Here is a 14,491-nt window from a genome sequence, read left to right as displayed (position 1 = left end):
TGATGCTCCTCAGAGTGTCATAGCGCGCGCAGTCGGCGACGGGCTCGTGCTGCAGGCGCAGCGCGTCAGGGGTATCGATGGTGATGACGCGCGCGGGTTCGCGGCGTCGGGCCAGGATGTTGAGGATGATGTCGGCCGAGTGGACGCCGGCTTCGAGCGCCTCCAGGCAGGCAGCCTCGACGGCCTCCAGCCCGTCGTCCATGGCGGCCGTCAGCAGGCCCACCATCTGGCGATCGCCATCGTCGGCGCCGGCGAGCTTGCGCCGGACGCGCTCGAAGGCGGGCGGCAGCACCAATCCTTGAACGGCGCCCCGTTACGCAGGGCGCCGGGCTTGCGGCCAGCACCGGCACATAATGCCAGGGCTCGAATACGGTCTCGTTGCGGCCGAACCTGCGAACATGCTCGCCCACGACATGGCCGCCCTGGCGCAACTCGATCCGCTCCGCATAGGCCCGCACTTCGACGGGGCGGCCGACGGCGCTCGCCATCACCGAGTAACGGTTGTTGTCGAAGCGGATCAGGCACGTCTTGGACACCGAGACCGGCACGGCGTGGAAACCGTCGAAGGCGCTGACATAGGGCACGAGGCTCGGCCGCTCCGCCTCGAACGCCTGCCAGACCGTGATCTCCTTGTTCTCGGGATGGGGATGGCCCTTGGCGTAAGCGACGCACTGATCGAGGAGCCACCTGTTCAGCTCCTCGATGCTCTTCACGCGCAGGCGGGGCGTGAAGAAGCGCTCGCGCACCGGCCGACCGGTTCTCGACTTGGCCCTTCTCCCATCCCGACGCCGGCGTGCAGGCGACGGGATCGACGAGATAGTGAGCGCACATCTGCTGAAAACGGCGGTTATATTGTCGTTCCTTGCCGACGAGGATCGTTTCGACTGCCGTCTTCATGTTGTCGTAGATGCCGCGGCGGCAGGCGCCTCGAAGAAGGCGAAGGCCTTGTCGTGGGCGTCGAACACCATCTCCTGGCTTTCGCGCGGATAGGCCCGCGCAAACAGCATGCGGCTGTGGCAGAGCCGGACGTGGGCCACCTTGATGGTGACGGTGGTGCCGTTGATCAGCACGATCTCGTGGCTCCAGTCGAACTGGTAGGCCTCGCCCGGATCAAAGCTCAGCGGCACGTGGGCGGCGGCCGTCACCGCGACCCGCTCGCGCCGCCAGCCCCGGGCGTAGCGCCGGACAGCGTCGTAGCCGCCCGCATAGCCGCGGCCGCGCAGATCCTCGAACACGCGGATCATGGTGAGCCGCTCGCGGGCCGCCTTGCTGTCGTTGGCGGCCAGCATCTCGTCCAGATCAGCCCGCCACTGCCCGAACTTGGGCATCGGCTGGACCTCACGCTCGTACTCGAACGCGGTGCGGCCGGTGCGCACCACCTTGCGCACGGTGTTCCGGGACACGTGCAGATCCCGGACGATCTCCTTGATGGACCGGCCTCGAATGAAGAACTCGCGCCTGATGCGCGCAATCGTGTCCACGCCTTTCATCCCCCCCACCGCCCGTCCCGCAACAAGGACGTGCAGCTTGCTCGAATTGCACTCGAGGGGGTCAAAGTTGGACGCCGATCCCCCTCACATGGGGGTCAAAATTCCACGCCTAATCACAAGCGGCGCACCGCCCTTTCCCTCCACAGTCGCAAGGTTCCGGTCGGGACGGGCGCGGTCCCGGCCAGCGCGACGACGCACACGGACGCATGTCGAAGGCCCCTCGCGATGGCACGCGCACCCGCGAAGCCGCCTGCTCAGGGACGAGGTCGAGCGACGGGCCGCGAAAGAGCGCGGGCGTGCACGGGGGATCGACGGGGCGTCTCGCCCCGAACCGCGTCCGGTGCGCCCCCCGCTATTGCCTCAGCGCACGCGGCCCGGGTCGGGCCACCGGGACGAGCGCCGTCGATCCCGCCTCGGTCGGACCACCACTCCTGACGAGCGCGAGGAGCACGGGCCAAGCCGAGAACGTCCCCGCCCTGCTCTTCTCGGTCAAGGCGCGGAGGTAACCGCCCGGGCTCCGGATCGCGTCGGTCCGCTGCAGAATGGCCGCCACCGCGACGGACGCGACCTCGTCGCCCATCGTCTCCCGCGCCGCCTGCCAGGCAGAAGGGCTGATGCCAAGCATACCGCGCACAAGGCCCGCGGCGGTGAGCAGGTCCCTCCAGTCGCCCACCCCTTCCCGCCCGTACATCGCTATGTCAGGGCACGCCCGCAATACCAGCTCCAGGGGGAGCCGTCTTGGCGCCGTCCCTCCTCCCTGCTCCTTTTGATAGGCAGGTTCAAGTTCAGTAATGGGATCTGTATTTGAATTCTCGATCTGCGCGCCGTCCTGGGTCGCATTGCCGCCTAGTTTCTGATTCGAGACGAGGCACTCCAAGGCGCTGCTGACCTCCATCGCCAAAGCGTGCAGGGAGTCAACCAAAGGGGCGACACTTTCCACGGTGACCTTGCGGGGAAGACGTTGGCAAAGACCGGCAAACGCCTCCCGGTAGGGCCGCCAATCTGCCCCGGCAGCCGCGCCGGCCTCGATCATCTTGCCGATGTCCCGGCGATAGATGGTCACGCGCTCGCGCGCCATCGCCGCGCTGCGCTTGGCCGCTTCGACCTCCGCGGCCAAGCGGGAGAACTCCTCGGCCCTCGCGAGCAGCGGCGACAGGTCGAAGCCGTAGGCGAGCTCGATGCCCCCCTCCCCCCGGTGAGCGTACCTCTTGCCGTTCGGGCTGTCCCTCCGGATCAGGAGGCCGGCGTCCACCAGGGACGCGAGGTGTCGCCGAAGGGTGGTCTCGGCCATGCCGTGGGACCGCAGCGAGAGCGCCTTGTTGGAGGGAAAGACGACGAGGTCGCCGGCCGCCAGCGCGGTCTCCGGCAGGCAAGTCAGCAGCGCATTCAGCACCACCAGGGCCCTGTCCGAGACGCCGACCAGTTCCTTGCACTCCGTGATCGAGCGGAAGACCTTCCATTTGTGGGCGACCTTGCCCTCGAGATCGCGCACGGCGACCTGCGCCGCCGCCATGCCGAGCGACAGCGTTCGCCGCCCGAAGGGCGTCGTTATGTGTCCCATGATCCTTGCCTTTCGCGAGGGCAAAGAAATCCAGTCGCCGAAACGGCGTCGCACCTTGACTGCGATGTGCGGAAGTGTGATTCTCTCAGTCGCCAAACACAAGAGAGGGCTTCCGGGGCGGAGACGCTTCGGGGGCCTTTTTTCTTTTGCCGCTGTTGCTCCTGGTTAGTGGGGTACTCACGCCATCGCGGCCATCCCTTACGGGGCGGCTTCGAATTCCTGGACGAGGTCGCGCAACCGCGCGAGGACGCGCTCAGCGAACTCCGGCGACCTGCGCCGGTCGATCGTCAGCGTGATCCGGTCCTCGTTCCTCACGACCTTGGCCAGCGAGCGCCCGCCCGCCGTCGACCACGTCTCGGCCGCGGCCTTCGCGGGCCTCGTCCGGGTGGCGCCGATCACGGCTTTGAAGCGAGCGTTGCTGTCGAGCCCCCCGAAAGATGGGGACGCGATCGCCGCCTCGACGTCCCCGCGGTGCCGCTCGAAGAGGCCAGCGAGCTCGATCCAGCCCCGCCGTCCCATCCCGGGGGCCGGGCCGATGGCGGAGATCACCGGCTCGGGAATCTTTGTCGCGACAGACAGCATGTTCGAAAGGTCGCTCTTGTAGATCGACATCGCGGCCATGATTGTGGCTCTGGGGAAGCCGCGCCCCTCCAGCCTATGCGCGAACAGCGCCTTCTCCACGTAGGACAGGTCCTCGCGCTCGTGGTTCTCCTGCCCCTGCGCGATGACGAGTTCCTCGTCGGTCAGCTTGCGGACGACCGCCCGGACGCCCCGGCCAAGGGCCTTCACGGCGCGCAGGCGGCGGTGCCCAAAAGCGACCTGGTACCGGCCGCCGTCGTCCGGGCTCGGACGCACGAGGATGGGGTTGAGTTGCCCGTGGTCGCGGATCATCTCGGTCAGGCTGGACAGGGCCTGCTCGGAGACCGGCATGCGGTCGGAGACGAACGAGGGATCGACGAGGTCGGTGTCGAGCTCAACGATGACCTGCCCCTCGGTCAGGCGGCGCTCGACCTCCTCGGCGCGCCGCGCGCGCTCGCTGAACTCGCCGAGCGACTGGCCGATCGCGCCCACAGGCCGGGCCTCGGCGTCCGGGATGAGACCCGGTGCGCCCAGGATCGGGCGCGCGCGCTGGCGGTTCAGGGCCTGAGCTCCCGTGGGCTCGGCCTGGACGGCGGGGTCGGGCGCCGCGCGCCCAACGAACAACGCCTTGCGGCTCATCACGCCCTCCCCCAGGCCTTGCGGATCTGCCCCTCGATCTCGGCGCTCACGTTCGTGACCGACTCGAGCGCGCGATCGTAGGTGGCCCGCGTGAATTGTTGACGCTCGACCTCGAAGATCGTCTGGTTCGTGAGGCCGGCGTCGGAGATCGCGGTGCTCTTCAGCATCGGGTGGATGAGGACGTGCTCGCCGAAGATCGATCGCAGGAACGCGACCATCTGGTTCTGCGGTCCGTCGCCCGGCTCGAAGCGGGTGACGAGGTACCTCATCCAATCATAGGACGTCGAAGCCCCGTGCCGCGACACCTCGTCGAGGAGGTCACCGGTCATCTGCAGGAATTGCGACATCGACATCACGTCGAGCATCTGCGGGTGGACGGTGATGAGCACGGCCGTCGCGGCGGTCAGGGCCGAGAGGGTTAGGTAGCCGAGCTGTGGCGGGCAGTCGATGACCACAACGTCGTAGAGGTTCTGCGCCTGGGCGATCGCCTGCCCGATGCGCGCGAAGAACAGCGTGTCGCCCTCCCGCCGGCCCATGAGGGCCTTCGGGGTGTCGTGCTCGAACTCCATCAGCTCGAGGTTGGCGGGGATCAGGTGCAGCTCGGGGATGTACGTCCCCCGGACGATCTCGGCGATGGGCCGCCTCGCCTCGTCGTACCTGATCGCCCCGTAGAGCGTCTCGTTCGGCCCGACCATGGTCTCCGGTTGATGCCCGAACAGGGCCGACAGGCTCGCCTGCGGATCGAGGTCGATGGCGAGCACCCGGTAGCCATGGAGCGCGAGGTGCTGCGACAGGTGGGCGGCGGTGGTCGTCTTGCCGCTGCCGCCCTTGAAGTTCATCACGGTGACGACCTGCAGGTGCTCGTCGCCGCCGCGGTGCGGCAGGTAGCGCCGGTTGCCCCGCGCGCCCTGGTCGAGGGCGTGGCGGAGGTCGCTGATGTCCTGGACGCTGTAGCTCCGCCGCGCCCCCTTCTGGGCCGAAGCGCCGGCCTTGTCGCCGGCCGCGACCTGCCGCAGGTAGGATTCGTGGATGCCGAGCAGTCGCGCCGCCTCGGCGGGCGCGAAGGGGCGTATCGTCTTCTCGGACTCCGGTGCGAACGTCTTCCTCTGGTGCGCCTGCAGTTCGATTGACAGCGCTTCGCCGTGCCTCTGCACGAGGTCCTTCAGCGCGGAGGCTGCCGCGTCCGCCGTCTCGCCCCCCATCCGCGCCTGGGCCACGCTCATCCCCTCTTCCACCAATAGCATCGCTGGCAGCCGAGGAATCGACGATCCAGCGATGGCAAACCATAGTTGCTATCCCCGGGCCGTGGCAAGTCGGCCGGTTTGGTGAGCCGGACGGCGTGGTTAGCCGCGGCTAACGCCGGGTCGACCCGGATCGCTCGACGACTGCGGGAACGGACATGCCCGCAATGTGGCGGGACGGTTCCGACGCACGTCACGGAATCATCGCCCGATTTATCGCCACAGCTCATTTGCACGAAGATACAGTGCTTTACTCGCTCGACGGGCGACTTCGAGCGACGCCTCTGCGCCGACCGCGGAAGGTCCCGTGGCGCGTGCCGGACCCGAGCCGAGGCTGAGGTTCGAGGTCAGGCGGTGGTCGATGCGGACGCGGTGTCGAGCTCACGAGCCGATTCGAAACTGTTGATAAGTGGGTCTGGAACGTGCCCAGGGCGCGGACTGATGGGTCGATGCTGCGAATCGTTTCGAGCGTCGCCACAACGTCCCAGACGTTGCCCCGAGCACCTCGAACCCGAACGCGCTCGGGTCGAGACTGCGCGGCGAGGGCGGCATCCGTCCAAAACACCCGGACGGGGTGCGCGCGATGGATCGCCGTTGGGACCTCGCCGCTCCCGCCGTGGGATGAACGGACGGAGCGCATCGTCCACCAACGATCGCCTCGGACGGGCGCCGATTGGGCCGGATCCGGCCAGGGCGACTACCGATCCGGCCGGAACGCGTACGACCCCGGCCTGTGTCGGCGCGCAGTGTGGAGCGGGGCCTCCGCGACGAATTCCGTAGGACCAGATGAATGTATGCTGATGGTCGGGATTGGCGTGCGGACGATGCCGCCGATCGGCACCCGGCTCCGCCGCGCGTTGCCCGAGTGCCTCGCTCTATCGCGCATCGCGAACAGGCCCACGAATGGCGTATGCCACATCTGGCCCGGGTGCGACGAGTTACCGCTAAGCCCGGGCCTTCAGGGATCCGGTCGTCATCATAGCGGGGATGACCCCACAAGCGCCGTAGCCAGGGCGAAGGGAAGAGGCGGGCACGCTCATGGGTGGCGGAGCGACCACCCTGGCGCTGAGATGCCTGGCCCATCGGTCGGACAACGGCCGACGCCAGACCGAAGCCGTCGGTGGAAACCGTCAGATCGGCGGTGCAGGGACAGCGCGGGGCGGGACCCCGGCTCGGGCGGTGCACCACGCGGGTAATTTCACAGGCACGGGGGGCATCTCTCACTCATGTCGTCGCCGAGATTTCGCGGTCCGCCCCGAGCGTTCATCGACCCCACTCGCTCGAGCGCTCGATCGATGGTGCGCCCGAGCCGTTAGGTGGAATCTGCGTGCGCACGCATTGGGATCGAGTGCCGGACGCCGTGGCTTCGCGCCATCGGAAAGGACGGGATCGGTCAAGCGGCGTCGGCGCGACGACACGGCGGCGGCACGCGAACGCTTTCCGTACCGTCGCCGCACACGGTACGCGCGCAAAGGCATAGATCCGTGCGACGCCGTGACCGTGGACGCTCGGCGTGCGACGATCGACTTGGTCCGGCATCCGTCACCCGACGGAAGCGGACCGCTGACCCGGGATCGGCCCTGCGGAGGGCATCGCGGCGACCCGGCACAGCGACTCCGCCAGCACGGCGGGCGACACGGGTCAACATTGTGACCGGAGCCGGTCCCATGCGCTCGGGCGCTCGCCATCCCTCCGGATCGTACATCGAGCGGGGCAGGGACCACTCCGGTCGGTGCGCATCCGATGCGCCGAGGCCCGCGGGTGTTCCCCCTCCCCCCTCGGCGCGACCGCGCGCGGCGGGTCCTGGAGGAACCAGGCTAGGCACCCGGATGCCGTCCGAGGGTGCATGGCTCCGTGGCGGTCGCGCGAGGATCCCCGGGTACGTCGCCCTGGATGCGGTTCGACGCGCGCACGTCACGATCGAGTTATCCTCCACCTACCAAACTCGTCCTTCCATTCACGATCGGCCGCGACGGGTCGATCGGAGTTTCACCCCGGAGCGGTCCATGACGGCCCCAGCCGCTCACGGCTTTTCCTACGCGCCTGGTAGCTTGGTCGACGGACGGCCATCGGGCAGGGCAGGGGGTAGACAGGGCCAACGCTGCTCTCGCGTGGCGTCGCACCACGTCGCGGCGTCGACGTGCGCGACGGTCCGCTTCTTCGACACCGTCTCATGAACGCTCGGGACGGTCTCGTGGCGCTGCTGCAGTCCTCGGACAGGCTCCACCCCTCGCTGCACCGATTACGGGGATGCCTCCGTAGGCTCGCTCGCAGCACCCGATGGGCGATGCCACGGCTCAGTCCTACGATCAGCCGCCCGCGGGCGTGGGCAGAGTTGATCGGTCACGCACCGCCGCGGCGCTCCGGAGAGGCGCTCTTCGGGAGCGCCTCGTTCGCGCACGGGACTACGAGGGGCACCGACGTCGAATCAGGCCAGCAATTGATGCTCGACCGATGGACGGGGTAGGGCGTCATCGATGGGCTGGTGCGGGCCCGCGACGCCTAAGGCGACCCGCTGCGCATCCTCCGGTTCCGCACATCGGGAGGGGGAATATCCCAGGCTGGCGGCGTGGTCGATTCTCCAGCGACGTCGTTCACCTGCCGCTCTCGGATGGAGGGGGAGGCCGGACCGCGCGTTTCGGGACCGTGGCCGTCGGCTCGCGACCTGTCGAGCGCTCTCGGCTCTGTATGATCCTCATCCGCTCTTCAGAGCGGGGAGGGACGACGCCTCCGGGACGGTGGAGCCCCGGCGGCGGGCGCTGGCGCATTGCACCCGCAGGGTCATGCGTGTGGGTCGGCGCAGGGGATCGTCGTGCGGCACGCTGGTCCTCGCGCGATCGGGTTCCTCAGCCCGCCTCCGGACCGGCCGGACGGGGCAGGCTGGTCGAATCTCGGCGTCTTCGCTGAGGTCGGCGTTCGGGTCATAGTCCGACGGCCCGCTGGCGCCTGAGCTTCCAATTTGGAACGGTTCGCTGTTAGCCGCGGCTAACGGGGCCAGGAGGCAGCACAGACGCCATCGGATTGCCTGCCGCCGGTTCGAGCTGCGCGCCGAAGCGCGCCTCCTCCGAACCTCGGGCCATCAGTGCTCGATGCGGCCCAGCCTCCACCAGCTCCTCCGGACGACGATCACCGGAGGCGCTTCCGCCCAACGACGCCGCTCGCCGACGACTGAAGACCTCGCATCGGTGCATGGACGGCCGGCGGGTGTCGCGTCGACCGTTGAGCCAGGGCAGCAGGCTGGGGCCCGGCTGCCAGCGGCCCTCCCCCGATGCGTCGAAGCCTCGACGGCGCCAGCCACACGACCATGTCCCCGGACGGGGACGGACCACTCCGGCTGCATCCCCGCTCAACGGACGCTCGTGTTCATCACCGCGTAGAGCTCGTCGCATCGGCCCCGGACCCGCCGATCCACTGCGAGGCGATCGACGCGGCTCGCCCACGGCCGATGCTGCCGGACGATGTCGACGTCCGGTCTGAGGCGGGCAGGGGATCGTGGACCCTCGCGGGCAGGCTGCGCCACGCACGCCTGCGCGGGAGGGGAGCGAGCCCGGGGGTCGTCCGGATGCGCGACGCAGGTCGACCCGGGGCCGGGCCGATGGCCGGCGTAGCATTCCACGGCGGGCAGTGCGATCGCGCATCGAAAAGACACTCCCGGTCGACGGTCCCGCTCTTCCGGACGGCGGGCGAGCGATGGACTTCGCCGAGGCGGATCTGGCTGCATCGCAGATGTATGGGCGAGGAAGCCAAGCGGTCTCCCGGTTCCCACTAGACTGGGCCGTCCTGCACGACACCGAGGCCTCGCGACGCTCGACGTCCATCGCATCCACGGCGACGCGCCTCCGCTTTGAATGGATGTGCCGCGACGCGCGGGAGGAGCCGGATGATACCCAGCGACACCCCGGGCACTGGAGCGCTGGATCAATGTTCCCATGGGCTGGATGGGGCAGAGCATGACGGGGCGCCGGTTGTGCGGGGTTCGGATCCCACTCCACCGCCGTTGAGGTGCCCGGCACGCGGCTCGCCAACCGACCGCCGACAGAGCTCACGGCCTGGTTCGCCCTGGGCAATCCAAGCGATTGCGGGGGGCGGACGTCGGACCAAGCGATGCGGTACGCGGCGTTCGCTTCACCTCTGTGCTGGGCCGAGATCCGACTCCCCCTCTTCCCGCCCCGGTTCGACGGACACCGCAGTCGCGACGCACGGGCTGGGTTCCCGCGGACCTGCGACGACGCTCGTTCATCGTCCCTATGAGCACCTCCTCGCCATCGCGCGCATCACGGGTTCCGCTGGGGTCAGGTGGATCAGGATCGCGCGCGGAGGAGATAGCCGGCCGAGACGGTCGGGACGACGAACTACCCGCACCGCGCGGCTCGCGGCCGACCGATGCCCGACCGTGCACGTGCTTGGTGCCGTCCGGAACACGACCCGATGACGCGGCGGGGGCAGGGCCTAACTCATGTCGAGGTGGTGGCCGAGGATGCTCTCGGCGGCGTGCAGTGCCCGTTTCCGCCCGACGACGTCAGGGGAGGGGCCGCGTATCGAGCTGACGTGCCCCGTCCCGCTCGGCGAAACACACTCAGGCTACCGGCCAGTCTGCTCGATCGACGCCACGGGCGTTCAACGGCGGTTGCCGTCAAGAGACTCGTTCGGCCGCCTCGACCGGGCGGTCCTCGTGCATCGCACGACCCGCCAAGTCCAGTGCGGGGGTTCAGCGCGCAGCCGAACGGCATGGGCCGCGCTCCAGAATACATTCTGGCCGGCATGGATGACGCATGGCGGCACGTGGTGGGTCGAACGCCCGTTCCCCAACTTGCGAGTGGGGCCGTCCTCGTGACAGTTCTCATTCGTCAAGGATCCGCCCGCGACGCGCACGACGGGGGTGGACTTCTCCGGGCCGCCCGGAGCGACCCTGCACCTTTTCCGGCGGTGTCCGTCGCACGCATACGCTGGTGAAGGGAGAGCGGCAACGGGGGAGGGAACACCTGAGGATCGGGTCCTCCCCTGCCCCAGCACTCGGGTTTGGTGTCACCATTGAACTCGGAGGCCGCATCGGGGATCGGCGCACGGATTTGGCCCAAAGGCTCGGACGTGCCATAAACGGGCGGCCTTCCCGTTGACACTGGCCCAGCGCCGCTTGGCGATGCTTCGCGGACGCCCGGACAGCCGCACCCGGAAGCGGGCCTCGTCCTCTGCGGCAAGGGCCGAACCTTGCGTTCCATAATTTATATTATGCGAATCACCGTTCCACGATCGATGTTTATGGGATATAGCCCGATTCCGTGAGGATGCGGGGTTGACGGCGGGGTCGCTTTCGATTCGGTTTTGTGTCGATGATCAAGCGCCATTTCCTGAGCAAGGACGATCGTGCGCGGCTGACGGGCATCGCGCGGGATGGGCTTGAGGAGCATCGGGTCGCCCGGCGCGCCAACGCGATCCTTTTGTTGGACAAGGGCTGGAGTTGCGAGCAGGTTTCGGAGGCTCTCCTCCTGGACGACGACACGATCCGGAGCTGGTTCAAGGTTTATCGCGAGGGCGGCGTACCGGCTCTGGCGCGCTTCGACTTGGCGGGCGGGCACCGCGCCTTGACGGTGGAGCAGCTCACGGCCCTGAAAGCCTGGGCCACGGAGGCGCTTCCGGCGTCGACACGCGCGATCGGTCATCACATCCGGACGACGTATGGCATGTCGTACACGCGATCCGGTTTGATCAAGCTGATGGCGGCGCTGGATTTTGTCTGGCGCAAGCCTGACCTTGTGCCCTCGCATCTCGACCTTGCGGCGCAGGAAGCGTTCATCGAGCAGCATGAGCGGCTCCGCAACGGCCTTGGGGCCGACGAAGCGATCGTCTACGGCGATGCCGTTCACCCGACCCATCAGACGCGACCGGCGGGCGTGTGGATGCCGCGTGGCGCCGACGTCGCGGTTCCTGCGGCGTCGGGCCGTGATCGCATGAACATCCATGGTGTGATCGACCTGGAGACCGGCGCGACGCGGATGAAGGAAGTGCTTTCGGTCGATGCGCAAAGCACGATCGAGCTTCTGACCTCCATCGAGAACGCCTACACGACGATGCGTCGGATCCATGTCTATCTGGACAACGCCCGCTATCATCATGCCCGTGCTGTTCAGGATTGGATGAGGCAACCGGGACGGCGCATCGTGCTTCACTTCATCCCGAGTTACTGCCCTCACCTCAACCCGATCGAGCGGCTCTGGGGCGTGATGCACCAGAACGTCACCCACAACCGGTACTATGCCACATTCAAGGACTTCGCGGAGGCGATCCTGACATTCCTCAAGGAAACGGTCCCGAAGCACTTCAGTCGCTTCTCATCCCGAATCACCGATAACTTCCGCATCCGAGACCCAAAGGATTCTCGGGTCGTCGCGTCGTAGATGTATAGCCTAACAAGGACCTACTCTGCCGGAGGCTGGAAGCCGAACACGCGGTAGAAGATGTCGCTATGCCGTTCGAGCCACGCCGTAGGTGCATCGCCAAGCTTGCCGGCTATGACGCTGCGACCGAGCGTGGCGATCTTGTCGAAGCGAATGGTGGAAGGCACTTTCAGCCCTGTCCCGGGAAGCGGATCCAGGGACGCCATGTCGGATCCGGTCCATGGCCTCGACGTAATGAAGCACAGCACGAGATCCTGCCTGCGATCGTTATCGCGCGACACCACGAGGGCAGGACGGCGCTTCTCCCCCGACAAGTCGGTGAATGGAAAGCGCGTGAGCACGATGGAGCCGAAGGAAAACATTGACCTTCACGACCGCGGTGCGGCGAGGTCGGCGTCAGAATAAAGATCAGGCTCATCGCCGAGCCAGTCAAAGGCCCCTCCCCCCTGGTTCATGGCAGCGAGCGGGATCGGCTCGGGTTCATCCGGCATGATGTCCACCAGCACATGAACCCGTGTCGCCGCCGCGATCCCCCGGTGCGCCAGTTCGGCTGACACCTGACCGGCCTCCGCATCGAGCATGATTCTCTGCATCGCCTCCCCCCTGCCCTTCTCAATCTCGAAACATGAACGTCCCGCCGCTGGTACGGCGACTGGTAGCACACTGGCGAGCGCGATCGAACCGACCAGGCTTGCCGTCGACTGTGCGACTCGCGGCTGCCCGAGTGGCAAATTTGGGTGGACAGCAGTCCGGCCGCTTCTGAACCCGGATAGGCGGAAAGGAGACGTTCAGACCGAACGACCATCGAACCGGTCTATCAGCCGCAACTAGATTCCAGCGATGTCCATCCCTTTGACCGCCTCCTCGGATGCTGCGTGCGGTATCGCGCAAGAGGTGAAGGTACCCCCGATAGCGTTCGGATCGTGCGCAGGGCTAATAGGGAATGATGCGTGTCAGTGGGCGGGGGAGCGATGATGCCGAGGAACGAGCACGCTGTGCTGCACGGTAGCGGGGCCATGGGCGATCGCATCCGCGCCTTCGAGTGGGCGACGATGCCCTCGGGCGCGGTGCCGATCTGGCCCTCGCCCTTGAAGACCTTGGTCCGGGTCATGCTGGCCGCCAAGCAGCCCATATTCGTCGCGTGGGGGCCGGACCTGACGATGCTCTACAACGACAGCTACGTCGAACTGCTCGGCAGCAAGCACCCCGACGCGCTCGGCACCCGCTTCATGCGGGTCTGGGCGGAGATACGCGACGATCTCCAGCCCCTGGTGGACCAGGTCTACGCCGGTGAGCCGGTCCACATGGATGACATCGCCCTCATGGTGGACCGCGAGGGTCGCAGCCCCGAGGCGCACTTCGCGGTAGCGTCCACGGAGCTGTCGGAGATTTGGAGTCGGAGGCGGCGGGCGGTGTCACGCGATGTCGAAGGCTCCATGACCGCACTCTCCATGTCGAGGCTCTCCGAAAGTGAAGTGGAATGGCGCGTAAAAGGTCCCCTCGTTTTCGCCCGTCGATGTCGATCGATGCCGATCACGCCGGCAGAACATCGAGGTACTCAGTATCCGTGGTCATCCACGTGATGCTCGATATGAGCGCCGATCTCATCCATGGCCTTGATGGCGTTGCGGAGCGCCTCGATAACCTGTCCGTCGCTCAGTGGATCATCGCCTCCTTCGGTGGTCACGACGACGTCGATGTTTCCGGTCTCGTGGAGGATCGTGACCCTGGCCTGCCCGACTCCATGCCTGAGCGTCCTCATGATGGTCTGCTTCATCGTAACCTCCACACGCGGGGTCCATGGTCGTCCGGAGGTCGGCGACGGATCCCACCAGCATTCCGCCGACGACAACCCTCGGCGACGGCCACCCGCCACACTCACCCGACCAGGCCGCCGATCAATTTCAGCAGGCCCAGCATCTCGGGCGCCGACGGCCCGCGGTTGAGGAAGGCGCCGAGTTCGATGCGAGTCGCGGCGCCGCCGGACGGGAGGTTGGCCTTGTGGACCACGTGGGGGTTCCCGCTCGCCTCGTCGCGGCCGAGAAACCAGCGGTCGCCGTTCGCGCTGACGGCGAACTCGCGAAGCGGCTCGGCCGAGGGCACCTCCACGAACGGCCCACCGCCGATCTTCGTCACGACGCCCTGCTTGTGGCTGAGGTCACTGCGCATGTCGTCGATCACCCGGGCCTGACGCTCGGCATGGGTGATCAGGCCCTCCACGGCGTCGATCAGCGCGACGTGGACGCGCTCGGCATCATCGGCGCTCCTGGCCTCCTGCAAGGTTTGGCGCAGGTGATCGAGGGGGTGGCGCGCGCGGGTGGCCTGCGGGCCGGCGTCGATAATCGACATGAGGTGCGTCCTTGACCCTGCAGGCGAGACACACCGTCCCGCCATGCCCGACCCTGCATAGCCCAGGATGGCCCCCGGGTCCCGGTCGGTCCTCCACCTTTCGCCGTCCTTCTGCGCCGATGCAAAAACCTGCCGTCGACGGGACGATGCGTGTTCGGCCGGCTCGTGACCTCGCGCGGACCTCCGAGGTGGCACGGGCATGGAGCACGTCTCATCGAGCGCCATGGGACGTGGGAG

At 67.4% G+C, this 14,491-nt stretch carries 9 protein-coding genes and 1 pseudogene; 2 read left to right on the top strand and 8 right to left on the bottom strand.

From position 1 onward, the window contains the following. Positions 1 to 7: 7 nt before the first annotated feature. From istA to repA, 4 genes and pseudogenes are all read right to left on the bottom strand, one after another. Positions 8 to 1,490: pseudogene (istA, locus tag L7N97_RS29030) on the bottom strand (IS21 family transposase); the annotation flags it as partial. A gap of 352 nt (positions 1,491 to 1,842) precedes the next feature. Next, a complete protein-coding gene (gene repC / locus L7N97_RS29025; protein ID WP_237482831.1) occupies positions 1,843 to 3,051 on the bottom strand; it encodes a plasmid replication protein RepC in 1,209 nt (402 codons plus the stop codon). 198 nt (positions 3,052 to 3,249) lie between these two features. Further along, entirely contained in the window at positions 3,250 to 4,269 is a 1,020-nt protein-coding gene (repB, locus tag L7N97_RS29020; protein ID WP_237482829.1) for a plasmid partitioning protein RepB, read from the bottom strand. Further along, entirely contained in the window at positions 4,269 to 5,471 is a 1,203-nt protein-coding gene (gene repA / locus L7N97_RS29015; protein ID WP_237482931.1) for a plasmid partitioning protein RepA, read from the bottom strand. The genes repB and repA overlap by 1 nt, the downstream gene beginning before the upstream one ends. Before the next feature lie 5,369 nt (positions 5,472 to 10,840). Between repA and L7N97_RS29010 the strand changes: the two genes are divergently transcribed. Then, positions 10,841 to 11,905, top strand: a complete 1,065-nt coding sequence (locus L7N97_RS29010; RefSeq protein ID WP_237482112.1) for an IS630 family transposase — start codon at positions 10,841 to 10,843, stop codon at positions 11,903 to 11,905. Between the two features lie 20 nt (positions 11,906 to 11,925). Here the strand turns inward: L7N97_RS29010 and L7N97_RS29005 are convergent, their stop codons facing one another. Continuing rightward, complete coding sequence (locus L7N97_RS29005) at positions 11,926 to 12,267, bottom strand: type II toxin-antitoxin system PemK/MazF family toxin (protein WP_237482827.1); 342 nt, start codon at positions 12,265 to 12,267, stop codon at positions 11,926 to 11,928. Positions 12,268 to 12,273: 6 nt separating this feature from the next. Then, positions 12,274 to 12,498: a hypothetical protein gene (locus L7N97_RS29000; protein WP_237482825.1), complete on the bottom strand. Its 225-nt coding sequence runs from the start codon at positions 12,496 to 12,498 to the stop codon at positions 12,274 to 12,276. A gap of 423 nt (positions 12,499 to 12,921) precedes the next feature. Here L7N97_RS29000 and L7N97_RS28995 point away from each other — a divergent pair, with 423 nt between their 5' ends. Further along, entirely contained in the window at positions 12,922 to 13,488 is a 567-nt protein-coding gene (locus tag L7N97_RS28995; protein WP_237482823.1) for a hypothetical protein, read from the top strand. On the opposite strand, the gene L7N97_RS28990 is transcribed toward L7N97_RS28995, so the two are convergent. Together L7N97_RS28990 and L7N97_RS28985 are read right to left on the bottom strand one after the other, a co-directional pair. Further along, positions 13,464 to 13,682 carry a hypothetical protein gene (locus L7N97_RS28990; RefSeq protein WP_237482820.1) on the bottom strand — a complete coding sequence of 73 codons (219 nt, stop codon included), beginning with the start codon at positions 13,680 to 13,682 and terminating at the stop codon, positions 13,464 to 13,466. The genes L7N97_RS28995 and L7N97_RS28990 overlap by 25 nt on opposite strands. A gap of 101 nt (positions 13,683 to 13,783) precedes the next feature. Next, positions 13,784 to 14,254 carry a hypothetical protein gene (locus L7N97_RS28985; RefSeq protein ID WP_237482818.1) on the bottom strand — a complete coding sequence of 157 codons (471 nt, stop codon included), beginning with the start codon at positions 14,252 to 14,254 and terminating at the stop codon, positions 13,784 to 13,786. Between the last annotated feature and the right edge of the window lie 237 nt (positions 14,255 to 14,491).

It is taken from the genome of Lichenibacterium dinghuense, from assembly GCF_021730615.1.
GTDB lineage: Bacteria > Pseudomonadota > Alphaproteobacteria > Rhizobiales > Beijerinckiaceae > Lichenihabitans > Lichenihabitans dinghuensis.
The sequence above is the reverse complement of the archived record's forward strand: the minus strand, read 5'-3'. Positions and strand labels throughout refer to the sequence as shown.